We start from the raw sequence: 25390 nt of genomic DNA on the forward strand, positions 1-25390 counted from the left end.
TCTTACTGGTCATTGTACACGATTACATGAAAATACTCAATACGAGAACTTCAACAACACCGACAGCCCATGCGATTGTGGATGTCACTGACCATACCTGCAGCTGGTCTTTTGCTTCTGTAACACCCAGCGTTCTGTTTACTACCCAGAAATAACTGTCATTAAAGTATCCGAAGAACAGGGAACCAACACAGCATGCGATCGCGCCAAGTGTCGGATTTACGCCCGCTGCTACAATGATCGGAGCAGAAATACTTGCTGCTGTTGTCATGGCAACAGTTCCTGATCCCTGGATAAAACGCATTAAAGTGGAAATGATAAGCGGCAGCACAATGATCGGAATCGCTGTCTGTGCCAGTCCCTCTGCCATATAGGTACCAAGACCGGAATCTTTGATGATCTGTCCGAGAGCTCCGCCTCCGCCGGTTACAAGCATGATAATACCGGCAGACTGCATTCCTTTTTCCATTTCTGTCAGAGCAGTATGTCTGTCAAGATTCCTTCCAAGTGTAAAGATAGCAAGAAGAAGTCCAAGACCTACCGCGATGATCGGCTGTCCGAGGAAGATAAGTACTTCCCATACTCCTGTTGTCGCTCCCATAGCAGTGGCTACTGTATTGATCAGGATAAGAATAATAGGGAGAAACAGCGGTGCAAAAGATTCAAATGTGCCCGGCATGTTCTCATCACCCATATGGAACGCATTCTCATAATCCGGTTCACGGTAAGGCATCTCTACGATTTCACCGTCATCGTTTGGAATACGGTAAAATTTCTTCGGCAGAATCTTCTTTGCATAAACGATACAGGCAATTGCCATTGGGATAGCAAGAACCAGTGTCATTAAAATAAATGTACCTACATCAATTCCAAAGATACCGCATACGCCTAAGGGGCCCGGAGTTGGCGGAACGAGGGAGTGTGTGATAACAAGCCCTGCTGCCAGCGCAACGCCAAGACCGATGACGGACTTCTTCGTTGCTCTTGAGATCGCCTTTGCGATAGGTGAAAGAACCACAAAACCAGAGTCACAGAAGATCGGAATAGATACAAGGAAACCTGTCAGGCAAAGAGCCTCCTCTTCTCTTTTCTTTCCAAAGAGCTTTAAGAATGTATGCGCCATCCTCTTTGCAGCTCCCGTCACTTCAAAGATCTGTCCCATCATAACACCAAATCCGATGATGATACCGATACTTCCAAGTGTGCTTCCAAAACCTCCGGTGATAGAGTTAATAATTCCAAGTGTAGTGCCGTCCTCCAATGTGGTGTTTGCCAAAGGCATACCGCCTACAACTCCCACGATAACGGTACAGATGATAAGGGCAAGAAATGCCTGCACCTTTGTTTTTAATACCAGGACAATAAGAATAATGATACCTACTGCGAGACCCAGCAGCATTCTGTTGCCATCAAGTCCTCCTACCATAATAGAACCCTCCTTTAGATAAGTTTTCTCTCTTTACTTTTCTCTTTTACTTTACAAAATGAGGTGCGTATTTTGCGGCCAGCCGGATGGCTTCGATCATGCTCACGGCACTTACCTTTCCGGTTCCCGCTATATCAAATGCAGTGCCGTGATCTACAGAAGTCCTAAGAATCGGCATTCCATTTGTTATTGCGATTGTTTTTTCAAAATCCAGCGTCTTTGTAGCGATATGTCCCTGGTCGTGATACAGGGAAAGAACGCTGTTGTATTTTCCAATGGCTGCCTGATGGAATACAGAATCCGCTCCTACAGGCCCCGCCACATCATAGCCCATTTTCTTCAGTTCTTCGATAGCCGGAATAATCTCTTCCACTTCTTCCCAGCCAAAGAGTCCATGCTCTCCACTGTGCGGATTAAGTCCTGCGATCGCCATTGTTCCTTCATTGACTCCCAGCCTTTTTAAAGCCTCCGTGCACCGCACTACATAGTCGATGATCCGGTCTTTCTTGATCATATCAAGCATCTGCCGCAGGGAAACATGCCTTGTCAGGAAAAATACTCTCATACCATTTGTCTCGAACATAGTCAGAGGATCTTCCGTCCCGGTTAAAGCGCCGAAAATCTCGGTATGGCCGATAAAGTTTACATTTCCTGCCTTCAGGGCTTCCTTGTTGATCGGCGTTGTAGATACTGCGTCTACTTCTCCTGCATTTGCCAGCTCAATGCTTTTTGCAATATACTCATATGCCGCTTTTCCGCACATGCCGCTGACTTTTCCAAAAGCAAACTCATCCATATTAATATTGTCAAGGTCGATCAGATTGAGTACGCCTTTTTCGTATCTTCCATCCGCCGGCTTTTCCACTACATTGACTTCCAGCTTCACACCTGTGATGTCAATTGCATTTTCCATGCATTTTTTGTCTCCTACAATAATGCAGTCTGCTACATCTGTCACCTCTGCAGATGCAAGCGACATTGCTACAATCTCCGGACCAACTCCGGCCGGGTCTCCCATCGTTACTGCAATCAGTGGTTTTTTCATCTTTTCATTCCTCCCTGTCTTAAATATAAAGTTTCTCTTTCAGATAAGTAATACAGCGGTTGATCGCATCATTTTGTCCCTGGCTTCCGCCCTTTGTAATGATGTGTACACCTTCAAATTCTCCCTTTAAGAACTGTCCGTAAGCTGCCAGTGGAAGTACTTCATCCATAAGGCTTAATCCTGCGGTATTAAATCGGGCACACACAGATACCGTAATATCCCCGCCGCTTGTGTAAAGACCCTTGAACTCCGGCTCGGCCTTGAAAATGCGGTAGGTAATCTCTGCAAATCCCGAATTGATCCGCTCTGTCACTTCATCCATGGAGCAATGATATTTCTCCATATAGGGTTTAAAATCTATACGGTTTTCCGGATATATACCGTCCCCTGTCACAGTGGATACCATATTCAGCTTGCACTCCCTTAGGATTTCCTCTGTCACTCTGGAAATTTCCTTTTCCCTTCTTGTTTCATCCTCCAGAAGTTCCTTTGTATTGACAAACACGTTGTGAGTTCTCTGGGACAGCCACAATTCCTCCATCTGCTTCCTTGTATTAGGATGGACGCTTCCTACTACCGCCAGAATGCGGCTCTTCTCCTTCTTCTCGGAAGGTGTGATCAGCTTTCTTGAAAGAGTTGCCGTAAATACGCCCGGATCTACTGCAACTATCTTCAATTTGCTGGTGATCACTGCGTCTGCAATCAGATCCAGGTCTTCCTGAGTCACGCAATCAACGACCAGGATCCTGCAGCCTTCTTCCACATGTTTCTTCATCAGATCCGCCAGATAATGCTTTCCGTGCATCAGATCTTTCATAAGGATAGACGCTACTTTGTATTTGCTCTGCTCTGCAAAAAGAACGGCGTCTTCCGAGATCTTAACAGGTGTTTTCGGATCAATGGCGATATCTGTTTTATGTAAAGGCAGCCCGTTTACCAGCATGTAACCTCCGATCACGATACGTCCCGAAGAGGGAAAGCACGGTGCAACAACAGCCACATAATCTTCTCCAAGACAATCCAGCATGGCATCTGTCTCACTGCCGAGATTTCCTCTCAATGTACTGTCAATCCTTTTAGAATATACCTTAACCTCATCATTCTTTAACAGATCACAGACATTGTACACCCGGTTATAAGCAATCCCGGGATCTACCCCCCGGCTGTCTGTAGGATACAATACACAATCGCAGTCCTTCAGCGTACTTAGTTCAATCCGCTCTGTGTTCATGACCGTATAGGCAGTGTAGTTCATCTTTTTCAGGAGCACACCTGTGGCATTTGCTCCTGTCAGATCATCCGCAATCACTACACACTGTGGCATTTCTCATTCCTCCTTCGCCTCAATGTTCTTTTATGTTTATATATTACTCCTAATGTTTATTTTTGTCAATTTAATCTATTTTTTATCAATATTTTTAGAAGTTTTTTACAATTATTATGTTTGTTTTTGTCATTTTTCATCTTTAATTTTGTTTACTTTTTGTTTCAAAACATTTGATTTAAACTGTAAGAATTTGGCAAAGAAGATATTAAGAACCAACTTTATTTTAAAGACATGATTAGAATAGTACGGCCGTCGGGGCTGTAAAAGTCAGCCCCTGTCTGCCTGTAAATGTTAAATGATCCATCTATTTCTTCAATAAGATTTCTACCGCTTCTTTCAGCGTACTGTCATCACCTACATTACCCGGAAAGATGACGTATGGAACAGAAGGAAATCTGCTTTCCTCCCCTGTCTGCCATACCGGGATACCCGGCCTGATCTGTCCAAGCACATTTGCCTTTTTTACTGCCAGCGCCTTTGTTCCCACATCACTGGATGTAATGCCGCCTTTTGCAATCACAAAGGCAGGCGTAACGGTAAGACGCCCCACCAGGGACTGCACTGCATCTGAGATTTTCACAGAAAGGCGAAGTTCATCTTCCTTATCTCCTGTATCTGCTGTAATAAGTGTGCGGGTCGTACTGCAGCATACGGTCTTTCCGGCGCGGATACATTCTTCCTCTTTTTCCAGACAGCGTTTTACTTCTTCCTCAAACGCCGCGTCATCCTTCACAAGAGCTGCATTTAACTCGATAAATTCAATGTCTTTCAGCTCTTTCAGTGCCTCCAACTGGCGGGTTGTCTTGTCAGTGTGAGACCCTACCACAATGATACCGCCGTTGTCTGTCTCTTTTACGACCATCTTTTCTCTTGTAAGAAGCGGCTGGCTCGTCACACCGCCCATAACTTTTACAATAGCGGCCGCCGTACGCATCATAAAGGTCTTTCCCTTTGCCATTGCCCGGTACAAAGCCACGCAGAATACTTTGATATCCGCATAATCCACAGCATTGACAATAATCTTATTAAAATCTTTTACTGCCAGAAGCTGCTCCTCTATCCTATCTACAGCCATATCATGGATATCTTCCAGAGAAATACAGGTAACATCCTCTTTCTTATAAGCTCCTTTTGTTTTCTCCTCTACATAGGATGGCAGATCAGCAGCTGTATAGCCAAATGTCTTGTCTTTGGCAAATTCTGTCTCATTGGCAGGTACAAGAGTATCGCCGTATTTCACATAATGTACGTTGTTAATGGTAAATCTTCCGCCTTCTTTAAAGAAAGGGCAAAGGATCTCGCCGTCTACGGTTTTCCCTGTATATTTTTCATAATCTGCTTTCAAAAGCTCTGTCTCTAAAGGATAATGTCCCCGAAGCGTACTGTCGCTTCTGCTGATGTAAATGTACTCTTTTCCTGTTGCTTTGGCCGCCTCGTCTGTCACTGCGGAAATTTCATGGTGAGCTTTTATTGTCTGTTCTTCCGTGAATCCCCTGGAATTAGTCAATACATAGAAAAGGCTGTTTTCTTCTTCAAATCCCTGGCGGATGCTGTCCTTATCCCATCCTGTATATACAGAAATATCATGAACCGTCTGTACTCCTGTAGGATCATCGTCCAGCACAACAATTTTTTTATGGTTCTTTTCAATCTCTTTTTCTAAGAGACTATCGATATATGCCTCGTCTATTTTTTTATAGGAAGTCAAAATATCTGTACTGATCGCCATTTTTGTTTCCTCCTTCTCCTCTGCTCTCTCTGCCCTAATCCACTTTTTTCACTTCCACGTCTGCCAGCTTTTCAAAATACTGTACGATTCCGCCGTGGTCATCCTCCATATGTCCATGAATTTTCAGAGTCTGGAGAATTTCATAGAGCTGTGCCGTGTATGGAATCGGAACATCGATCGCATGAGCTGTATTTACCACATTTTTAATGTCTTTATGATTGATGCGGATCGGTCCGCCTGGTTTGAAATTCCTCTCCACGATCATAGGAATCTTGGAATCAAGAACAGCGCTTCCTGCCAGACCGCCCCGGATCGCTTCATATACTTTAACCGGATCAGCTCCGGCTTTTGCCGCCATAACAAACGCTTCGGATACAACAGCGATCGTATTGTTGACAATGATCTGATTTGCCAGCTTTGTCACGCTTCCGCTTCCCGGACCGCCGATCAGCAAAGCGGAAGATCCCATGATGTCAAAATATGTTTTCAGGGCATCAAAGTCCTTTTGATCTCCTCCCGCCATAATAGCCAGTGTTCCGTTGATGCCACCTGTTTCTCCTCCTGATACAGGGGCGTCTACAAAACCAACGCCGATCTCTTTCAGCCTTTCATAGCACTCTTTGGACTCAACAGGCGTAACAGAGCTCATATCACATACAATGCTTCCTTCTTTTATAAAAGATGCCACTCCGCCTTCTCCGAAAAGGATGGATTTTGTAATATCACCGCTTGGCACCATAATAAATACAACACCACATTCCTTTCCGATTTCCTCGTATGTACCCTCCTGTGCTCCGGCTGCCACTACATCTTTTACCGCCTCTTTGTTCAGATCTGTTACGATCAGATCCACTCCTGCTTTGAGCAGATTTTTTGCCATTGGTCTTCCCATGATTCCCAGTCCGATAAATCCTGTTTTCATACTTTCTTCTCTCCTTTTTGTTTTTTTTCTTTCTAAAGTGTTCTTTTTTGTTCCTGTCTTCACTCTACTACATACCGGTATACCGGTCAATCCCTCAAATTCTCTTTCTCCGTTTTCGCTAATTTTACCCCTTATTTTTTGAGCAAAATCCACAGAAAATTGTTGGATTTTCCCATAGTTTTTGATAAAATATAGACAAACACAGCAAAGGAGCATCTACCAATGATGACACTCAACGAACAGGCCTATGAACATTTAAAGAAAATGATTTCCGAAGGAGAGCTTTCCTATCACGAAATCTATTCTGAGACAAAGCTTTCCAGAGAACTTGGCATTTCCCGCACTCCTTTCCGCGATGCGATCCACAGGCTGGTGCAGGAAGGCTATATTGATATTATTCCAAGCAAGGGATTTCGCCTTCATCAGCTTACCCGGCAGGATGTGACAGAAACATTCCAGGTCCGCTCAGCTCTGGAAACTTACTGTACCATGGAGATTACGCGCACTTTCGCTTCTAAAAAGGCAAAGCGCCTCTTTAGCGAGCTTCACTTTATTATGGATGAAATGAAAGAAATCCTGGAGGTTTCTCAGTCCATCCAGGATTTCTGTACTTACGATTTTCAATTTCATATTTCCATCGTTCACTACCTTGAGAACCAGCAATTCTCTGCTATTTTCGATACCTTTATGTACCGGATGCAGCGGCTGGCCCAAATGTCCCTTTCCCATCCGGGAAGAATGAAAGATACATATGATGAGCATCTTGCTATCCTGAATGCCATGGAGCAGGGAGATATTGCACATATCTATGACATTACTCTGCGGCATATGGATGTACCAAGAGGTATTAATCTGGAAGATCTCTAAGGTCTTTGTATCTCCTGTAAAGTGACGTTAAAAAGCCCTTCCTCCAGCTTCTCCTGCAATGCCTGATAAAAGCATCTGGCATTGCATTCTTCTTTTTTTCCAAAGGTGCACCCACCTCCATCTTCCAGGCATTTACTTATCTTGATGCTCTGTCCCATAGCTTTAGCCACATCTCCGAAACTGATCTCATCCAGCCCTCTTGCCAGATGATAACCGCCTTTCACTCCGGCGCGTACCTCTACCAGGCCGGACTCTTTCAATCTGTTGAGGATTTTAATTGTATATCTTCTTGGAATGTGGAGGCGCTCCGACATCGTCGCTGCATTGATCCTTTCTGTCGTTTTTCCCAAAAGTGTAAGAATCCACATAGCATAATCTATTGTTAATGTAACCTGCATCGGTTTTCTCCCTCCTGCTTTTTCGGCATGTAAAGAAATATCCCGACGCCTGCTGCAAAGATCAGCAGGGCGCCGGGATATTAATCAATTATGTCTTATCTGCTGCGTCTGCGTATCATGAGTACTACAACTGCTATCATAGCTGCCAATGATACGATCATTGCCAATACCACCGGAATAATCGGTGCCGCATCACCGGTCTGTACCGTCTGCGGTGTGTTTTTGTCACCTTTTGTTCCATCCGGTTTCGCAGGTTCTGTGTACTTATTGGTGAAGACAATATCTTTTCCTTCTTTGTCCACAGATGCCTTCAACGTTCCGGTTCCATCATCTGTAACGGTGATCGTCACATTGTATACAGTCTTGTCATAGGTAATCGTTTCGTCGCTTCCCGCCGTTTCTGAAACGGTGTACTGATACGTTCCGGCCTCTTCAAAGTCAAGTGCCGCAAAGCTTATACTTCCGTTTTCATCATTCTTTGCTTTGGATATGACGTTTCCATCTTTATCTTTCAGCTCAAATGTAAATTCACCGGCGTTCAGGTCACGGCCGTTCAGGATCTTCGCTGCCCCAAGACTTACACTTGTGGACGCTGCCTTATAGGTGTTAGTAAAGGTCACTTCTTTTTGTGCCTCATCTCCTGATCCTCTGATCTCCCACGCAACGGAAAGAGTTCCGTCCTGATTATCTTTAACTGTAGCAATTGCTGTATAAACGCTTTCGTCATAGGTTACACCGCCAAGCTGGCCGTCTGCCTCATAAATGGTGTAGCTGTAGGTGCCCGCTTTGTCAAATCTCACTGCAGGCAGCTCCACATTTCCGTCAGCGCCGTTTACAGCTTCGGATACTACATTTCCATCTTTGTCTTTCATCTGGAAGGTGAACTCGCCTTCTTTCAGGTCGCGGCCTTTCAGAACCTTTTTGATGGTTACACCTCCCTCTCCGGTCGGTGTGGATTCCTGCGGAGTTACACCATAGGTATTGGTAAATGTGAAGTCATTTCCAGTCTGTGTCCCCTCTGTAACCTTTGTCACTGCTGCTGTCAAAGCACCGCCTCCCTGATCGGTTACGGTTACTTCTACTGTTTTAGTCGCCTGCTCATTTGTTACACCCGGCAGACTTCCGGACTCTGAAATCGTATAAGTAAATACTTTCGTACGTCCTGCTGTCTGAACTTCAATATTTCCTGCCTCTTCCGGAACTGCTCCATCTGTTCCTTCAACTGCCATTTCATTCGTAACGGCTGCTTCGGCTTCCGCCTGTGCTGCAGCGGCATCTTCTGCTCCGAATACATTTTCCATCGTATACCTGATCGGGCCGAAACTTACAGTTGCCTTTTGATTGGATACCGTTGTGGTCTCCGGCATCGGCGCTCCTTCAGAACCTGTAATGGTAAACTGGTACTCGCCGCCGTTCAGTGTCGGAGGATTCAGTCCGTCTGCTGCTGCGATTACTTTATTGCCAGTCAGGCTGAGAGCAAACTCGGCATTTGCACCATAAGTATTTTCAAATGTCAGTTTATCGGAACCATTGTCATATGCTACGCTCACAGTCAGCTTTCCGACACGGTCGTCTGTTACAGTAACCGTCACTCCAAAGTTTCCGCCATTGTAGCTTATGCCGCTGGCAGGATCTGGTGTGGTCTCTGAAACAGTGTAGTGGAATGTATAAACATCCTTATCTCCTGTCCGGTCTACAGTCGCCTTGCCGACTGTATCCGAACCGGCTTCTGTCACTGCCGCATTCAGATTCTCTGTCGTATAGCTGATGTCTGTAAATGTAATGTTTCCTGCTCCATCATTGGTTCCTGAGGCAACCTGTGCATTATTTGTTCCTGTTACAAGGAAGTTAAATGCACCTGCATAATTTGCAATATCATCATTATTCAGGACTTTCTGTGCATGGATCTGCGTCTCACCGGATGCTCCCACTGTCGTTGTTCCGGCGTCGTAGCTGTTATTGAATGTCAGCTGTGCAGGAAGTGCATTGGTCGCTACTCCTCCCTGTGTCACACCCTGGCTTGCGCCATCAACAAATGTCTCTACCAGCAGTGCGCCTTTGCCGTCCTCAGTTACTGTAAATTTCACTTTGTATCGCCGTTTATACTATATACTAAAATCTGCCTTCATGACGACAAAAAAACACCTGCTTGGTAAAATTAAGCAGGTGCCATTATTTCCTTTATTCTATTTTCAGTATTCTTCCAGGATTTGATTTAAGACTTGAAAGACTTTAGCAGAAATACCGGTACCAAAATCAGAACAATTCCGGATCCGATCATGATCCATTGCAGTAATATTCTATCTGCCATCAGGCCGAAAACTGCCATTCCCACCGGATAACATACAGCATACATCGCTCCCATGAATCCCAATATCCGCCCCTGTATGGAACTTTTGGTATATTCCTGAATCAAAGTAGTAATGGTTGTCTGCACAGTCGTCAGCGCAACACCATATATTCCCATAAAAATAAGATAAAATGCAAAACTTTTTACAATGCCCATCCCGGCAGACATGATGCCAAACACAATGAATCCGGCAAAAAGTATATTCCGGCGCTTTTTCAGACCGCTGCAGGAATTTCCTAAAATACTCATCAGGATCCCTCCCGCTGTCATTCCCCCGAATCCCCACACTTCAGTCAGGGTTAAATACCAGTATGTTCCACCATAAACCCGGCTGACAAACAGACCGGAAAAATAACCTGCCGGAACACACAGAAAAGTGAAAATTCCATAGCTCATAAGCAGGCTGCCTGTCATCTTTCTTGAAAAAGCGTATCGGATCCCTTCTCTTATATCCGAATATACCGAATCCGAAGGTATCTTCTCTTCCTTCTGCGGCAGCAAGATATGTCCGAATATTCCTATTCCGATAATAGCTGTAAAAACGTCGATCAGCAGGGCAAAACGCAGCGTTCCCATAGTAAGGATCACGCCTGCAGCTGCAGGAGATAAAAACTGCACTGTCGACTGCAGTACCGCATTGATACTGTTGTATCGCATAAGCGATTCTTTTGGAACAATCTGAGGAATTACCGCATTCACTGCCGGAAATTGGATTCCCGCGCCAATAGAACGTAAGCCAGACATTGCCAGCAGTGCTCTAAGCAGTGTATCTCTTTCCGAAATCTGCGGAATAAGTAAGAACATCCCAAGTGTTATCACTGCAATTCCCGCATCCGCACCGATGATGAGCAACTTTCGATCATACCTGTCCGCCCATGCTCCGCCGGGAAATGTAACAAGAAACTGCGGCAGATAAGAACATATGGAAAATGCGGCAATCCAGCTCCCGCTTGATGTCTGAAGCGTCACATACCATACGATTGCCATTTGAACAACCTGTGAACCAAATAAGGTGATACTTTGACTGACAAAGAAAGAAATGATTTTATTTCTCCAGCTATTTTGAAATTTCTTCATTTTGCGTTTTCCCCCTGTTTTCCGGTGAAAGCACAAAACGCTGTGTCGGATAACCATATTCTGTCAGCAGCTCTCTTTCCTGAAAACCAAGAGAAATATATTTTTTGCGATATCCGGTATCTGCTCTGTCTCCCTTGCGGTATGTAGTCAGGCTTATCTCTTTTCCCACGATCAGTTCATCCATCAATTTATCAATAAATATTTTTTCCATTCCCAAATTTCGATATTGGGGATGTATTGCCAGAAAATCAATACTGCTTTTTTCAGTGGAAAATCCCATAATACCGATTGCTTTGCCTTCATCCCGAAGGATAAGAGCCTGTTTATCAGAAATATAACGATACAGATTTTCAAGATATTCTCTCTCATTCAGACAGGGATATCCGTCAACTGTAAGGCAGACCAGATCCATCCAGTCATTAACATCCGATAATGCCGCAAACCGGATATCATTTTGAGTAATATCCGGTTTTTTATAATTTTGTTTCAGCTGCATTTCCAGCTGCAAAGGATAAAAGTTTGCTGCTGTCCTGTATCTGGCAGGCGTAACCTTGTACATTTTCTTAAAGATGTCCGTAAATGCCTGCTGACTTTCACAGCCGCTCTCAAGCGCAATCTCCATGATCGGCTTTTTTGAAAAAGCCAAAAGCTTTGCTGCCTCTGTCAGCTGACGTCTCTGAACATAATCATGTATTGTCAAGCCCACTGTTTTTGCAAAAATCCGATGAAGGTGATATTTCGAGTAATGTAGCGCTGACGCAACCATTTCCAGATCCAGCTTATGTTCCAGATGTTCTTCTATGTAGCAGACTGCCTCTGATACGATATAAACTTCCTGACTCTGCATTGTGCTTCCTCCTTTCTGGAAATATAGCGTCGGTGTACAAGGGAAAATTACGCGGCCTGGAGCGTATTGTCCCCTTGTACACCGATGCTATTATAACACAAAAGAAATACTGTTCTTTTCATTATTCTTGCTGAATTTCTGATATTTTTGCAGAGAAAATTACTGCAACTCCAAAGAAATTCTGCCAGATAAAGAAGCTTATGCAGCGTCCTCTCCGACCTGATCATAAACATGAATTGCATCCAGAATATGAAATTGTTCTGTTTCATGCGTTCCATTTGCTTTAGCAGTTACAAGAATATATTCTTTTCCCTTAATCTGCGCCAGACTTGCAAGACATAAACCTGCTTCCTCCGTATACCCTGTTTTTCCTCCTATGATTTCTCCCCCTGTAACCTGTGTACTGTCCATATCTTTGAACATTGTACTGTAAAAGGTAAATCCGTCAGGATGCTCATTTGAAGGCTGCGTGCTGTATCTGCTGCTTGTAAATACAGCTCGGAAATCCTCGTTCTTTAAGGCATATTCCAAAAGAACGGAAATATCTTCTACTGTTGAATAGTGTTCCGGATCATACAGTCCTGTTGAATTGGAAAAATGTGTACGTTTCATTCCCAGTTCTTCAGCCTTTTCGTTCATCAGCGATACAAACTGTTCCTCTGATCCTGCCACCCATCTTGCAAAACCAATACAGCACTCCGCTCCGGAGGGGAGCATGATTCCATAAAGCAGATCTTTAAGGGATACTTCTTCTCCCGGCTGGAATCCGGCCATGGAGGCATTTTGAGCATACAATGGAGGAAAGATTTCATAGGGGAGCGTAATTCTTTCTTCCAAATCCTCCGTATTTTCAATCGCTACAATTTCCGTCATGATCTTGGTAAGAGAAGCTGGATAAATTTTATCCCTGCTGTTACATTCGCTCAAAACATTACCGGAACTTACATCTGTCAAAATAGCATAAGGGCTATATAGGTTGTCCAAATCAATATTCATAGACTGTGAGTCATGCCCGGTTACTATCCTCTCTGAAAACAAAAACTCAACGCCTTTATTCCCAATAAATCCAACCAATACAATAAACAGCGCCCCTATCAATACCCCGGAAAAGATCCGGGAATTTTTCCGACGGTACCGTTTTTTTATCGAGGAGCGGCGTTTTCTGTTCTGTTCTTTTTTCAATGGTGATACACCTGCCTTTTCTTTAAGAATAATAGCTTCTGCACAGTATCCATTTTACTGAGCAGAAGCTACCTGTACTTTAATATTCCGTTGTTTAATTCCTAAGAAAAGGCTAAGATAAAGTTGATGTTTTCCTAAATCTCCAGAGGCAGCGTAACACAAAAGGTCGTTAATTCATCATGACTTTCGGCAGTGAGTGTTCCTTTGTGCAGTGTAACGATTTCCTTTGCAATTGCAAGTCCTAATCCGGAGCCTCCTGTATTGCTGGTGCGCGCTTCATCCAGACGGAAAAACTTTTCAAAAATAGTCTCCAGTTTATGGGCCGGTATGGTTTTTCCTTTATTTTGAAAATAGATTTGGATATTCCCGTCATTCTTCTCTGCCCATATCCGGATCACTGAACCGGGATAGCTGTATGCCGCCGCATTTTTTAGTATATTATTAAATACCCTTGCCAGCTTGTCCGCATCTCCATAAATCGTCAGATCTTCATCTATGTCTGATTCCGTTGTATTTCCATGGGCCTGCAGCAGAGGATAAAGTTCATCTGTCAACTGAACCATCATATAACAAAGATTGATGGTTTCTTTTTCAAGCTCAATGTATTGAAGATTGTATCTGGTAATCTCAAAAAATTCATTGATAAGTGTTTCCAGACGCTTTGCCTTGTCCAAAGTAATATTTACATACTTTTCCTGCTGCTTCGGAGGCATATCCTCCGCCTCGCTTAAAAGACTTAAATATCCGATAACAGATGTAAGAGGAGTTTTCAGATCATGTGCGAGATATGTGATCATGTCATTTTTTCGGTTGGCTTCTTCTTTTAACATCTGTTCTTTCTGCCACATAGCAGACTTGATCTCGACCATCTGCGTGGAAATCTCAGCATATTCTTTCGGAAACAGATCAGCAGCGTCTTTTTCACTTTGCATAAATTCATTCATCGTCTTGCTTATTTCTGTAACTGCTTTTCTGACTTTCGATTTTGCATGAAAATGAGACACAGCTACAACGACAACCAGAAAGATTTCCAGACTGATCGTTAAAATCCAGAACAGTAAAACTTTCAATTCTGAATAGATAGGCTGGCGGACTAAAGTATAGGCCTCTGTCTCCGGACTATATTGTCCCTCTGTTATCATATAATTCTTTTCAAACCAATTTACAAAAGAACCGTTTAAAATATAATCTATCAAAAAGTAAACTCCTATACTCAGAAGGATCCCTGCAAAACAGACGGAAAGAATCATAACGGGCTTTGAAATTTTATTTTTCAATTTTATATCCACACCCCCACACTGTCTTTATGTATTTTGGATTTTCAAAAGAATCTCCCATCTTTTCACGAAGATGGCGGATATGAACCGTAATTGTATTATTGCTTTTACTGAAATATTCATTGCCCCATATTTCATGAAAAAGTTCCTCAGAACTTACGACTTCTCCCTTCTTTTGGCATAAAATACGCAAAATCGAAAATTCTGTCGGTGTAAGAGAAAGGGGTTTTTCGTTCAGGGAGCATTCATGTGTCCTGATGTTCAGTACAAGACCTGAATAAGTGATCACATCATCATCGTTATCTGCACCCGCATTATATCGCTTATACCGCCTTAATTGAGCCTTCACGCGGGCTACCATTTCCAGTGGCAGGAATGGTTTCGTAATATAGTCGTCTGCTCCAAGAGCAAGTCCGTTGATCTTATCGATTTCCTCTCCTTTGGCTGTCAGCATAATAACCGGATATTGGTGCTCTTCACGAAGCTTCTGACAGAGTTGGAAGCCACTCATATCCGGGAGCATTACATCCAAAATTGCCAAATCCAACTTTTCGGTTTGGATACAATTCCATGCATCGGTTCCATTAAAGAACTTAAATACCTGAAATCCCTCATTTGTCAGGTAAAGAGAAACCAAATCTGCAATTTCCTGTTCATCGTCAACAATCAATATCTTATCTTTCATAGCTGCTATTTTATACTCCTCATTGTTTCTTTCATCTCTATTTTTCCGTCCAAAGACAGGACATACATCAGATTAAAATAAAAATCAGACCCACAGCCCCTGCCGCAGACAGGACATGGAATACCGGAAGTCCGAGCGCCACGGAAAAGCCAAAATTATAAAAAAAGATATACGTATATATATTTTCGATCCACTGCCCGAAAACATAAAACAATCCGAACCCAAGCGTCCATGCCACTGTAAGGGCAGCTGTAAAAGAGACAAATATGTATTTGAAGATATTCACATTTCTGTGGACATTCGGCGTTTCAGAAGAATAGATATGCCATAGTCTGTAAGGTATATACGCTGCAAGTATATTACTGAAAAAACCGAGAACCGACGTTTCATTAAATGTGCCGGAGCTTTTTCCAGAAAACGATACTGATTTTCTTTCTCTACAAGGATTGAATTCTGATTCAACTCTTCAAGAACCTCATCCATAATGGATATGATATCAGATTCACTTCTATCGTCAAAGCTGTAGACCAAGGTCGTCTCTTCTGTCAATGTTCCCGTTTCATTTACCTTTGCTTTTGCCTCCTCCTCTTGCTGTATTTTTTAGTTCCAAACAGAAAGAACCACTATAAGTTTCCTGTTCCGGAAAACTCAGCGGTTCTTCTTTCAGCGACTGATGCCGCTGTTTACTCAATATTCAGGAATTTCACAAAACCTGTCATTTCAAATACTTCCATTATTTCTCTATTAACATTTCTCACAGTCATGGATCCTCCCAGCCCGTTAATAATCTTCTGTGCTCTCAGGATTTCTCTCAGCCCTTCCGTTGAAATATATGTCAGATTTGATAAATCCAGCTCCAGTTTCTCCGTTGTCGCTAATTCCTTATCCAGGACTTCCCTCAATTTCAGCTCCATCTCCGCACATAGGCTGCCATCAAGACTGATCGTCAGAATATCTTGCTCTCTTCTGTTAACTTTAACCGGCATCTCACCTTCACCACCTGATATATGTATTCGTTTCCTACCGTTTTCAGGATCTAATATGATATAAATTTTATCATACAAAATTTTTTCTGTAAAGACATTGCAATTCCCTGTTCCATAAACCAAAAATGAAATTTTAAATTCCACCTCTCCTACGGGTAGTAGCGTTTACTTCTGCACAGTTGATATTTACTCTTTCATACATCCATGGTATGGTTATCTCTCCTTCTGACAGCAGTAGAAGGAGGCTCATCATGAGTAAATATATTCCTGGTAACCAAAAACATCTTACCCTTGAAAACCGTATCTATATCGAAAACGAACTAAATAAGGGCACTTCCTTTAAGGATATTGCCAGGTTCCTGTGTAAGGATCCTACTACAATCTCTAAAGAAGTCAGGGCTCACCGTCTCTCAGACTGGTATCACAAAGGGACTTTCTATAATGCCAAAAACTTCTGTATTCACCGCTATCACTGTAAGAAAACGAACGCCTGTGGAAAGATTGTCCTGTGCGGAATCAAATGCGCATCCTGTCCTACCTGCAACCAAACCTGCAGAAACTTTGAAAAAGAGCATTGCGTAAGGCTTGACCGGGCTCCCTATGTCTGCAACGGCTGTACGAAAAAAATCAATCACTGCACGCTTGCCCACAAATACTCTTATAACGCCAGGTTCGCTGACAGGAAATACCGGGAAAAACTCCGGGATTCTAGAACAGGTATTAACATGACCAAACGGGAGCTTCACAAAAAGGATCAGATCATTTCCCCTCTGATCGAACAGGGACAGTCTCCCTATCATATCCTGACAAACCACCCGGAACTGGAGATGTCTGTCCGTACCCTGTATTCGTATCTTGACCAGGGCCTCTTTACAGCTAGGAACATAGATCTGAAGCGGAAGGTCCATTTCAAGCCAAAAAAGTGCCATAAAACACAGATCACGGACAGGACAGTCTTTACTAACCGATCTTATCGTGACTTCTGTTCCCTTTCCCTTACAGGCTATGTACAAATGGATACGGTTCATTCTTCCAGGGAATCAAAAAAGACCCTGCTGACCATATTTTTCACGAAAGAAAAACTCTTCCTTGCTTTTCTGATGAACCGCTGCACCAAAGGCGCTGTCCGTCTTGTTTTTGACCGTCTGGAAAAGCGTATGGGAACCTATGAATTTACTTCCGTGTTTGAATATATCCTCACGGACCGGGGCTCTGAATTTGGTGATCCGGATGCTTTGGAAACCGGAGTGGACGGAATATAGCGTTCCAGCATTTATTACTGTGACCCGATGCAGAGTGGGCAGAAGGGCGGATTGGAACAAGCACACACGATGCTGCGGATGATCCTCCCAAAAGGAACCAGTTTTGAATTCCTTACACAATGGGACGTAAACCTGATTGTGAACCATATCAATTCCACACCGAGGGAAAGCCTGGGTGGGAGGACGCCATACAGCGTCGCGTTGGAAGCACTTGGAGAAGAGGTCTTAAACGCATTTCAGCTTAGACCGATTGCCCCGGATGAGGTAAATCTGATGCCTAAGCTGATCCGCTTTAATCACTAATCAACTGATCGAAATCTGCTGTCAGACTGGAAGTAAACGTTTCACATTTTTTAGATGTGGCCGGTGGAATTCAGTCCCGCACACCGTATTCCAGCGGTCCGTTTCCCATGCCCAGAAATCAAGTATTTTTCAATGAGTTTAGCTAATTATAACAGAAAACTGGAGATTTTGCTTAAAAATCCCCTGTAAAATCCGCGAAAAATAAAGTATGGTGGAATTTACCTCTTCACCGGAATTTAAAATTTCAATTTAGCCCTGTTCCATAAAAACATAAGGTAAATATCTTCCGCCTCCTTTTGGCTGCCTTTAGTATTAGTTTCCTTTGGCTATATCCTTTCCACTACCGGGCAGATTTGGAACTTTCCTCCTTAAAAACCGTACGCCGCCAGGCACACAAAAAAGCCGAAAACTCCTGGCATCCCAGTGTTTTCGGCTTTTTTGTAAGCGTCGCTAAGAGGATTTGAACCTCCGGCCTACCGCTTAGGAGGCGGTCGCTCTATCCAGCTGAGCTATAGCGACTTATTAAAATAATGTCCCAGTTATCATTTCATAATAACTGCCGTACTAGTATAGTTTAGCATTTTGCAGATATAAAATCAATCATTTTTTCATGGAGATATCTTTATTTTAAATTAGGACGGGATGAAAAATCCCGTCCTAAACTAAAAGTTAATTCTTCCCTGAAGCCACATATTTGCTTTAAATCTTCTTCCAACTGCAGGTTCTCCCAGTACTTCCTTTACAGGTACGCACACGTCAAACTGCAGTTCATTAACATCAAGCTTCATCACATACAGTTCTTCCCTTGTTTCTTCATTTTCAATTGTATGCAGTTCCAATATTTCTCCCAGAATAGAATATCTGTCGCATTCCACTCCATAGGGCATAAAATATGTATCCACAATACTGAATACATCTTCTGTCACAAGACGTTTCGACACTTTGGAATAAATATCAATATCATCCAGAGTCAGGCTTTCCATTGCTGTCTGATCTCCGTTTCTTGCTGCGCTTAAAAGCATCATTCTGTTTCTTGATTCTTCCCTGCTCCGTTTCTCCAGCTCTTTTGTTTTCAGAACAGGAAAAAGAACTGTACCGGAATTACAAAGACCGGACAAAGTGACAGATCCGAATTTCATGCTTCCGCCTGAAAGCTGATTCTCTTTCATATATTCCAACACATTCTGAAGATGAAAAATAAGGCTGATCCCTACTTTTACATCTTCACATATGCCTACATATGCTTCCCTGTCCATTCTTTTTTCCACACTGATATCAGCATAAGAAGAAATCCCGCTTCCGATAAAATATGGATAATAATACTGTCTGAAAAAATTTTCCTCCATATCCATATCTCCGCAGAGCGCCACTCCGATTCCTGCTCCGCACTCTTTCTGGTATTCGCAGAAATCGGATTCTGTCTCTACTGATATCAGCTCATGACTGGAATAATGCTCTTCCATTTCTTTTAAAAAGGTATTCAGCTTTTTTCTTGTTGAAATATTTCCATATCCTATTGCTTTTAAATATTTATGCATCGGCTTCTTTCCTGAATCATTGTCTACAAGGATTTAGTTTTTCTTTTCTATTTTTTCCATTCCACCCATATATGGACGCAGTACCTCCGGAATCTTTACAGATCCGTCTGCCTGAAGATTATTTTCCAGGAATGCAATTAACATTCTCGGAGGTGCTACTACAGTATTATTCAGAGTATGGGCAAAATATTTGCCTTCTGCTCCTTTTACACGGATGCCAAGTCTTCTTGCCTGTGCATCTCCAAGATTAGAGCAGCTTCCTACTTCAAAATATTTCTTCTGTCTTGGAGACCATGCCTCCACGTCACAGGATTTTACTTTCAGGTCTGCCAGATCTCCTGAGCAGCATTCCAGTGTACGTACCGGAATATCAAGAGAACGGAACAGGTCTACTGTATTCTGCCACAATTTATCATACCATACCATACTTTCTTCCGGTTTACATACAACGATCATTTCCTGTTTTTCAAACTGGTGAATACGGTAAACTCCTCTTTCCTCGATTCCATGAGCTCCTTTTTCTTTTCTGAAACATGGTGAGTAGGATGTCAGTGTCTGCGGAAGTGTGCTTTCATCCAGCATTGTGTCGATAAATTTTCCGATCATGGAGTGCTCGCTTGTTCCGATCAGATACAGATCTTCTCCCTCGATCTTATACATCATGGAATCCATCTCTGCAAAGCTCATAACTCCGGTTACTACATTGCTTCTGATCATAAACGGAGGAATGCAGTAAGTAAATCCTCTGTTGATCATGAAATCTCTTGCATAAGCCAGTACAGCAGAATGCAGTCTTGCAATGTCTCCCATCAGATAATAGAATCCGTTTCCTGCAACTCTTCCTGCACTCTCCAGATCAATTCCATTAAAGCTTTCCATTATTTCTGTGTGATATGGAATCTCAAAATCCGGTATAACAGGTTCTCCGAATTTTTCAATCTCAATGTTTTCGCTGTCATCTTTTCCGATCGGTACAGAAGGATCAATGATATTCGGAATTGTCATCATAATCTTTTTAATCTTTGCTTCTACATCCTTTTCTTCATTAGAAAGGCTTTCCACTCTGTCAGCATTTGCCTGAACTTTTTTCTTTAATTCTTCTGCTTCATCCTTTTTACCCTGTGCCATACATGCGCCGATTTCTTTGGAAATCTTATTTCTCTCTGCACGAAGTACCTCAACCTCCTGCTTGATGTCTCTGTTTTTCTTATCAAGCTCTAATACTTCATCTACAAGGGGAAGCTTTTCATCCTGAAATTTCTTTTTAATGTTTTCCTTTACTACTTCCGGATTATTTCTCACAAATTTGATATCTAACATCTTTTACACCTCATCCTTTATATTAATTTTACTTGTTGCACCAATTTTACCTGTTGTATTTATTTTTCCGGTTGCTCCGATTTTACCTGTTGCATTCATCCTTCCGGTTGCGCTGCCTTTTCCGCCTGGCCGTTTCTTTGTTTCTTTTACATCCATGTTATATACTTCACTGAAAATTGCACGGTCCAAAGCTTCTGCTTCTTCTTCTGCAAGTTCTACATAACTTTCTCCCTTTACAATTTCCTTTATATAAGTATAACATCCTTCTCGGCTATGCATAGCATTAATTACCCATCCACTGTTATTTCCATCCAGCATTGCAAGTGCAAAACTTAATTTTCCGCCCATTTCATTAAAGGCATCATATTTCACTATACCCAGCTTTTTGAAGTCTTTTTCCATCTTTCGGTATATATCTTTTACATCCTGTCTGTTCTGTTTTGTCAGTTTAGCAAGACCATCAATTTCCGAAAATTTTGAAAGGATACTTTCTTCTAAAGTTTTGCCATCTTTTCCTCTCATAAACGAGTTGTAGCTGTTTTTTAGTCTGTCATATTTCATACTTACATTTACATATAAAGCGAACAGAGCAATAATTAAAATGATCAGAAATAAAAATATAAATGCAGGATCTATTCCCAATCTTGATAATATTGTACTTTCCATTAAATCTATTCTTCCTTTCTTATGGACATAATCATATCGAACATACGTTCTAATTCATCATCCGAATAATATTCTATTTCTATTTTTCCCTTTCCCTTTCCTTTCACTGCAACATGTACTTTTGTACCGAACACTTCTTTCATTTTATCTTCTAAATCTGTATAAATAAAAGAATTTTCTACTTTTTTCTTCTCTTTTGCCTTTTTAGGATTTTTCAATTCTTTGATCAACTTTTCAGTCTCTCTTACACTCAGTTTTTCATCAAAGATTTTATTTGCGAGAATATACTGTTGTTCCAGATCATCAATAGCGAGAAGTGCTCTTGCATGTCCTGTACTGATCATATCATCAATAATCATCTGCTGAACTTTTTCATTAAGTTTCAGAAGTCTCATAGAATTGGTAACTGCTGTCCTGCTTTTTGAAACTCTTTCAGCTACCTCATCCTGTTTCAGGTGATATTCTTCCAGAAGCTTTTTAAAAGCCATTGCTTCTTCAATCGGATTTAAATTTTCTCTTTGAATATTTTCAATGAGAGCAATTTCTACGACTTCCTGTTCATTATAGTCCTTAATGATAACAGGAACTTCTTTAATCCCTGCTATTTTAGCAGCTCTCCATCTTCTCTCACCGGCAATAATTTCATAATAATCATTTCTTTTTCTCACAATAAGAGGCTGAAGAACCCCAAATTGTTTGATAGAATCAGCAAGTTCCAGAAGGGCATCCTCTTCAAAATTTCTTCGCGGCTGCTCTCTGTTTGGCTCTACCATATTTATTTTCATCATCTGTTCACCGGTTTTCATTTCTTCAACATGTGAAGGCTCCTTTTTTTCCGGTTTTTCTGATGCTTTTGATGACCTGTTATCTGGAATGAGACTGTCAAGTCCTTTTCCTAAACCTTTCTTTTTTACCGCCATATTTTTCCCTCCACTATTTATTGATCACTTCATCTGCCAATAATCTATAGCTTTCTGCTCCCGCTGATTTTGAATCATATTGATTGATAGGCATTCCGTAACTTGGAGCTTCTGCCAGACGTATATTTCTGGGAATAATGGTTTTGTAAATATTCTGATTCAGATTATCTTTGACATTTTCTACTACTTGCAGCGAAAGATTTGTTCTTGCATCATACATTGTAAAAACAACTCCTTCTATAGATAAAACTGGATTTAATCTTTCCCGAACCAGTTCAATGGTATGTATTAACTGGCTTAAACCTTCCAAAGCGTAATATTCACACTGAATTGGAACCAAAACAGAATCTGCCGTTGTCATAGCATTAATGGTCAGCATACTTAATGATGGAGGACAATCAATAATAATAAAATCATAATTATCTCTGATTTTTTCCACTTCTTTCTTTATAATATACTCTTTATAATCAATTCCTATTAATTCTATTTCCGCTGCAGACAGATCTATATTTGTTGGAAGAATATCCAGATTTTCAGATACTTCCCGGCAGATAATATCTTCTATTTCTGCTTCGCCAATAATCAGATCATAAACTGTCTTTTCAACTTCATCTTTACTGACTCCTAATCCACTCGTCATGTTTCCCTGTGGATCCATATCAATGGAAAGTACTTTTTTTCCTTTTTCCGCCAGACATGCCGAAAGATTAATTGCCGTAGTCGTTTTTCCAACTCCACCTTTTTGGTTAGCAATCGCTATAATTCTTCCCATTTTTTATACTCACCTTTCTCATGATAGTTATTAGTATAACATCTTTTTTTGCTATTATCTACATTATGTTTCACGTGAAACATATTTTTTCTGTTTTTCATAAATGTTTCACGTGAAACATTTACTTTTTTGTATACGTTCGTACTTTCTTTTTCACTTCTATAACATCATCTTAATTTTCTCCCTCTATAAAAAATCTATATTAATCTTTGCTATTCTGTACTTTACATTACTATCTTTATTTAAGGTACAACTGGTACTTTTTGATTATCCGCCTTAAAAAGTTTAAACCTCTCCATTGTTTAAATACAAATATGAAAAAAGAAAAATTCATTTTTTATCGACTGTAGCGTCGGTGTACAAGGGACAATACGCTCCAAGCCGCGTAATTTCGGGGATTTTCTTTGTTATCCTCATTCCGCGTACGTCCAGTACGCCTCAATCGTCTGCCTTGAAAAACCCCGAAATTCCTGCGGCTGAATTCTGTGAATTGGGAAGGGACTAAAATCTACCCTTCACCGACCGTGTTGCCCCTTGTACACAGACGCTACACATTTTTGTAGAAACAAATCAAATATTTTTAAGACATATTTTTTATTAAAAAATAAAAACATTCTCTAAGATGTTTCACGTGAAACATTTTTCAAAAACTCTTTAGTTATACTTCCATTTATGATAAAATATTTATAACTCATTCAGTATATATAAACATATAGGCGGATGATAATTATAAAAAAGAAGGGAGAATAAATATGAGCTGGAAAAAGAATCTTACAATCACAACTATTCTTGCCGGAACAACTGCAATTGGTATACATCTGATAAATAAAGCAATTTACGTTTCTGCCACCCTGGACAATCTGTTAAGTCATACACCCGAAAACTACTACGAATGGAAATTCGGTAAGATTTTTTATCGAAAAGCCGGAAATGGAAAACCTATTTTACTAATACATGATCTCTCCTCATACAGTTCTTCTTATGAATGGAGCTATATGATAGATGAATTATCAAAAACCAGAACTGTATATGCTTTGGATCTGCTTGGATGTGGAAGATCAGATAAACCTGCTCTTACCTATACAAATTTTCTCTATGTACAAATGATCACTGATTTTATTAAAAATGTTATAAAAAGTAAAACAGATGTTATTGTTACAGGAGAATCTTCTTCTTTTATTTTAGGATCTTGTCAGAATGACCATGATATTATAGATCGGATTATTATGATAAATCCATCTGATATACAGACATCTGCGCATATACCTAATAGCAAAACTAAAATTTTGACCAAATTAATTCAGCTTCCTCTTATCGGAACACTTTTATATAACATCCTTACTCAAAGAAAAACCATAGAAAATCTGTTTTGTACCGAATATTTCTATGATAAAAACAACATATCTGAAAGAGATACTAAGGTTTATTACGAAGCTGCTCATATCGGAAATGCTGAATCCAAAAATCTGTTTGCAAGTATTTCCGGAAGATATCTGACTTCCAATATTAAATTATATCTTGAAAATTTGAACAACAGCATATTTATCATTACCGGAAGTAAGGAGAAGTATCTTGAAACTGCTTCAAAATATAAAGATATACTTCCTTCCATTGAAATCACTTCTATAGATAAGACATCATATCTTCCGCAGCTTGAAGATCCTTCAGGTATTTTGGAACAAATCAATATTTATATTGATGATCTGACAGAAGAGTAAACATGAAATATCTCTGATCTGAAATAAAAGAACCGCTGCTTAATGCAGCGGTTCTTTTGACGGAAGACCTGCTTTTCTGGGATATTTTCCCGGCGTACTTTTTATCTTATTTATTATAACAAAAGATCGTCCAATATCTGTTTCCGGAATCTTAAATTTCACTACTTTTTCTGCTTTTCCACCAAGAAGCGACAGTGCTTTTTCTGCATCCTTTAATTCTTCATCTACTTCTCCTGATTTATAGGATATAAAATATCCTCCCCTCTTTAAGAATGGGACACAGTATTCTGATAAAGTGGATAGATTGGCAACAGCTCTGGAGACGCATAGATCATATTTCTCTCTGTGTTGTTGATTTTTCGCATAATCCTCTGCTCTCCCGTGAATAGTATCGATTCCGGAAAGACCAAGCTCTTCAATTACTGCATTTAAGAAATTAATTCTCTTATTCAGGGAATCCAGAAGTGTAATATCCATATCAGGAAAAACAATCTTTAAAGGAATCCCCGGAAACCCTGCTCCTGTTCCGATATCAATTACCTTTTTTGTTGTATCAGACAAGAAGATATTCTTTTCTGAAAATGCCTTTACAATACAAATACTGTCAAGAAAATGCTTTTCATAAACTTCTTCGTATTCTGTAATTCCCGTAAGGTTCATTACCTTATTCCACTCAACAAGCATTTCATAATATTTTGAAAATTGTCTCTTCATTTCATCAGAAAGTATAATGCCAAGATCAGCTGCTCTCTTTTCAAATATTTTACTCATAA

At 41.0% G+C, this 25390-nt stretch carries 20 protein-coding genes, 1 tRNA gene and 2 pseudogenes; 3 read left to right on the forward strand and 20 right to left on the reverse strand.

Annotation, left to right across the window (positions count from 1 at the left end; all coding sequences use genetic code 11):
• Positions 1-22: 22 nt before the first annotated feature.
• The 5 genes from EUBC25_RS06940 to garR all read right to left on the reverse strand — a co-directional run bounded on the left by EUBC25_RS06940 (position 23) and on the right by garR (position 6449).
• On the reverse strand, positions 23-1426 hold the full coding sequence (locus tag EUBC25_RS06940; protein WP_230107436.1) for a GntP family permease: 1404 nt from the start codon (positions 1424-1426) through the stop codon (positions 23-25).
• Positions 1427-1472: 46 nt separating this feature from the next.
• Positions 1473-2471: a 4-hydroxythreonine-4-phosphate dehydrogenase PdxA gene (gene pdxA / locus EUBC25_RS06945; RefSeq protein ID WP_230107437.1), complete on the reverse strand. Its 999-nt coding sequence runs from the start codon at positions 2469-2471 to the stop codon at positions 1473-1475.
• A 19-nt stretch (positions 2472-2490) separates the two neighbouring features.
• Positions 2491-3795, reverse strand: a complete 1305-nt coding sequence (locus EUBC25_RS06950) for a four-carbon acid sugar kinase family protein (protein WP_230107438.1) — start codon at positions 3793-3795, stop codon at positions 2491-2493.
• Positions 3796-4102: 307 nt separating this feature from the next.
• Positions 4103-5527: a four-carbon acid sugar kinase family protein gene (locus EUBC25_RS06955; RefSeq protein WP_230107439.1), complete on the reverse strand. Its 1425-nt coding sequence runs from the start codon at positions 5525-5527 to the stop codon at positions 4103-4105.
• Between the two features lie 34 nt (positions 5528-5561).
• Positions 5562-6449, reverse strand: coding sequence for a 2-hydroxy-3-oxopropionate reductase (gene garR / locus EUBC25_RS06960; protein ID WP_230107440.1), 888 nt, complete (start codon positions 6447-6449; stop codon positions 5562-5564).
• A 222-nt stretch (positions 6450-6671) separates the two neighbouring features.
• Here garR and EUBC25_RS06965 point away from each other — a divergent pair, with 222 nt between their 5' ends.
• Positions 6672-7316, forward strand: coding sequence for a GntR family transcriptional regulator (locus EUBC25_RS06965; RefSeq protein WP_230107441.1), 645 nt, complete (start codon positions 6672-6674; stop codon positions 7314-7316).
• On the opposite strand, the gene EUBC25_RS06970 is transcribed toward EUBC25_RS06965, so the two are convergent.
• The 8 genes from EUBC25_RS06970 to EUBC25_RS07005 form a co-directional block, all read right to left on the reverse strand.
• Positions 7313-7714, reverse strand: coding sequence for an RrF2 family transcriptional regulator (locus tag EUBC25_RS06970; protein ID WP_230107442.1), 402 nt, complete (start codon positions 7712-7714; stop codon positions 7313-7315). The genes EUBC25_RS06965 and EUBC25_RS06970 overlap by 4 nt on opposite strands.
• 95 nt (positions 7715-7809) lie before the next feature.
• Positions 7810-9801, reverse strand: a complete 1992-nt coding sequence (locus tag EUBC25_RS06975) for a Spy0128 family protein (RefSeq protein ID WP_230107443.1) — start codon at positions 9799-9801, stop codon at positions 7810-7812.
• Between the two features lie 128 nt (positions 9802-9929).
• Positions 9930-11141, reverse strand: coding sequence for an MFS transporter (locus tag EUBC25_RS06980; RefSeq protein WP_230107444.1), 1212 nt, complete (start codon positions 11139-11141; stop codon positions 9930-9932).
• Positions 11122-11988 (reverse strand): helix-turn-helix domain-containing protein, encoded by an 867-nt coding sequence (locus EUBC25_RS06985; protein WP_230107445.1) that lies wholly within the window; start codon positions 11986-11988, stop codon positions 11122-11124. The genes EUBC25_RS06980 and EUBC25_RS06985 overlap by 20 nt, the downstream gene beginning before the upstream one ends.
• Positions 11989-12186: 198 nt before the next feature.
• Positions 12187-13170: a D-alanyl-D-alanine carboxypeptidase family protein gene (locus EUBC25_RS06990; protein ID WP_230107446.1), complete on the reverse strand. Its 984-nt coding sequence runs from the start codon at positions 13168-13170 to the stop codon at positions 12187-12189.
• Positions 13171-13304: 134 nt separating this feature from the next.
• Complete coding sequence (locus EUBC25_RS14865; RefSeq protein WP_465220973.1) at positions 13305-14459, reverse strand: sensor histidine kinase; 1155 nt, start codon at positions 14457-14459, stop codon at positions 13305-13307.
• Positions 14437-15132 carry a VanR-ABDEGLN family response regulator transcription factor gene (gene vanR, locus EUBC25_RS07000; protein WP_230107447.1) on the reverse strand — a complete coding sequence of 232 codons (696 nt, stop codon included), beginning with the start codon at positions 15130-15132 and terminating at the stop codon, positions 14437-14439. The genes EUBC25_RS14865 and vanR overlap by 23 nt, the downstream gene beginning before the upstream one ends.
• Before the next feature lie 683 nt (positions 15133-15815).
• A complete protein-coding gene (locus EUBC25_RS07005) occupies positions 15816-16262 on the reverse strand; it encodes an STAS domain-containing protein (protein WP_230107448.1) in 447 nt (148 codons plus the stop codon).
• Between the two features lie 107 nt (positions 16263-16369).
• Here EUBC25_RS07005 and EUBC25_RS07010 point away from each other — a divergent pair.
• Positions 16370-17683 (forward strand): annotated as a pseudogene (locus EUBC25_RS07010) (IS30 family transposase).
• 445 nt (positions 17684-18128) lie between these two features.
• Here the strand turns inward: EUBC25_RS07010 and EUBC25_RS07020 are convergent.
• The 6 genes and pseudogenes from EUBC25_RS07020 to EUBC25_RS07045 form a co-directional block, all read right to left on the reverse strand.
• A tRNA-Arg gene (locus EUBC25_RS07020) sits at positions 18129-18202 on the reverse strand.
• Between the two features lie 143 nt (positions 18203-18345).
• A complete protein-coding gene (locus EUBC25_RS07025; RefSeq protein ID WP_230107451.1) occupies positions 18346-19221 on the reverse strand; it encodes a DUF3881 family protein in 876 nt (291 codons plus the stop codon).
• A gap of 33 nt (positions 19222-19254) precedes the next feature.
• Positions 19255-20541 (reverse strand): serine--tRNA ligase, encoded by a 1287-nt coding sequence (gene serS, locus EUBC25_RS07030; protein WP_230107452.1) that lies wholly within the window; start codon positions 20539-20541, stop codon positions 19255-19257.
• A 135-nt stretch (positions 20542-20676) separates the two neighbouring features.
• Positions 20677-21207, reverse strand: a pseudogene (locus EUBC25_RS07035) (DUF4446 family protein); the annotation flags it as partial.
• 5 nt (positions 21208-21212) lie between these two features.
• The gene (locus EUBC25_RS07040; RefSeq protein WP_230107453.1) at positions 21213-22127 is read right to left on the reverse strand and encodes a ParB/RepB/Spo0J family partition protein; all 915 of its coding nucleotides are present in this window, start codon (positions 22125-22127) and stop codon (positions 21213-21215) included.
• 13 nt (positions 22128-22140) lie between these two features.
• Positions 22141-22899: a ParA family protein gene (locus tag EUBC25_RS07045; protein ID WP_230107454.1), complete on the reverse strand. Its 759-nt coding sequence runs from the start codon at positions 22897-22899 to the stop codon at positions 22141-22143.
• 752 nt (positions 22900-23651) lie between these two features.
• Here EUBC25_RS07045 and EUBC25_RS07050 point away from each other — a divergent pair.
• Complete coding sequence (locus EUBC25_RS07050; RefSeq protein ID WP_230107455.1) at positions 23652-24617, forward strand: alpha/beta fold hydrolase; 966 nt, start codon at positions 23652-23654, stop codon at positions 24615-24617.
• Positions 24618-24656: 39 nt separating this feature from the next.
• On the opposite strand, the gene rsmG is transcribed toward EUBC25_RS07050, so the two are convergent.
• Entirely contained in the window at positions 24657-25388 is a 732-nt protein-coding gene (rsmG, locus tag EUBC25_RS07055; RefSeq protein ID WP_230107456.1) for a 16S rRNA (guanine(527)-N(7))-methyltransferase RsmG, read from the reverse strand.
• Positions 25389-25390: the final 2 nt, after the last annotated feature.

The sequence above is a fragment of the Claveliimonas bilis genome, assembly GCF_020892095.1.
Classification (GTDB): Bacteria; Bacillota; Clostridia; order Lachnospirales; family Lachnospiraceae; genus Claveliimonas; species Claveliimonas bilis.

What these genes read in the sequence shown, in the direction of transcription:
- rsmG (WP_230107456.1), bottom strand. Translation starts at nt 25,388, where the DNA reads ATGAGTAAAATATTTGAAAAGAGAGCAGCTGATCTTGGCATTATACTT.
- EUBC25_RS06965 (WP_230107441.1), top strand. Translation starts at nt 6,672, where the DNA reads ATGATGACACTCAACGAACAGGCCTATGAACATTTAAAGAAAATGATT.
- EUBC25_RS07050 (WP_230107455.1), top strand. Translation starts at nt 23,652, where the DNA reads ATGAGCTGGAAAAAGAATCTTACAATCACAACTATTCTTGCCGGAACA.
- EUBC25_RS06940 (WP_230107436.1), bottom strand. Translation starts at nt 1,426, where the DNA reads ATGGTAGGAGGACTTGATGGCAACAGAATGCTGCTGGGTCTCGCAGTA.
- vanR (WP_230107447.1), bottom strand. Translation starts at nt 15,132, where the DNA reads ATGAAAGATAAGATATTGATTGTTGACGATGAACAGGAAATTGCAGAT.
- EUBC25_RS06980 (WP_230107444.1), bottom strand. Translation starts at nt 11,141, where the DNA reads ATGAAGAAATTTCAAAATAGCTGGAGAAATAAAATCATTTCTTTCTTT.
- garR (WP_230107440.1), bottom strand. Translation starts at nt 6,449, where the DNA reads ATGAAAACAGGATTTATCGGACTGGGAATCATGGGAAGACCAATGGCA.
- EUBC25_RS07025 (WP_230107451.1), bottom strand. Translation starts at nt 19,221, where the DNA reads ATGCATAAATATTTAAAAGCAATAGGATATGGAAATATTTCAACAAGA.
- EUBC25_RS06955 (WP_230107439.1), bottom strand. Translation starts at nt 5,527, where the DNA reads ATGGCGATCAGTACAGATATTTTGACTTCCTATAAAAAAATAGACGAG.
- EUBC25_RS07045 (WP_230107454.1), bottom strand. Translation starts at nt 22,899, where the DNA reads ATGGGAAGAATTATAGCGATTGCTAACCAAAAAGGTGGAGTTGGAAAA.
- EUBC25_RS06970 (WP_230107442.1), bottom strand. Translation starts at nt 7,714, where the DNA reads ATGCAGGTTACATTAACAATAGATTATGCTATGTGGATTCTTACACTT.
- pdxA (WP_230107437.1), bottom strand. Translation starts at nt 2,471, where the DNA reads ATGAAAAAACCACTGATTGCAGTAACGATGGGAGACCCGGCCGGAGTT.
- EUBC25_RS06950 (WP_230107438.1), bottom strand. Translation starts at nt 3,795, where the DNA reads ATGCCACAGTGTGTAGTGATTGCGGATGATCTGACAGGAGCAAATGCC.
- EUBC25_RS07040 (WP_230107453.1), bottom strand. Translation starts at nt 22,127, where the DNA reads ATGGCGGTAAAAAAGAAAGGTTTAGGAAAAGGACTTGACAGTCTCATT.
- EUBC25_RS06985 (WP_230107445.1), bottom strand. Translation starts at nt 11,988, where the DNA reads ATGCAGAGTCAGGAAGTTTATATCGTATCAGAGGCAGTCTGCTACATA.
- serS (WP_230107452.1), bottom strand. Translation starts at nt 20,541, where the DNA reads ATGTTAGATATCAAATTTGTGAGAAATAATCCGGAAGTAGTAAAGGAA.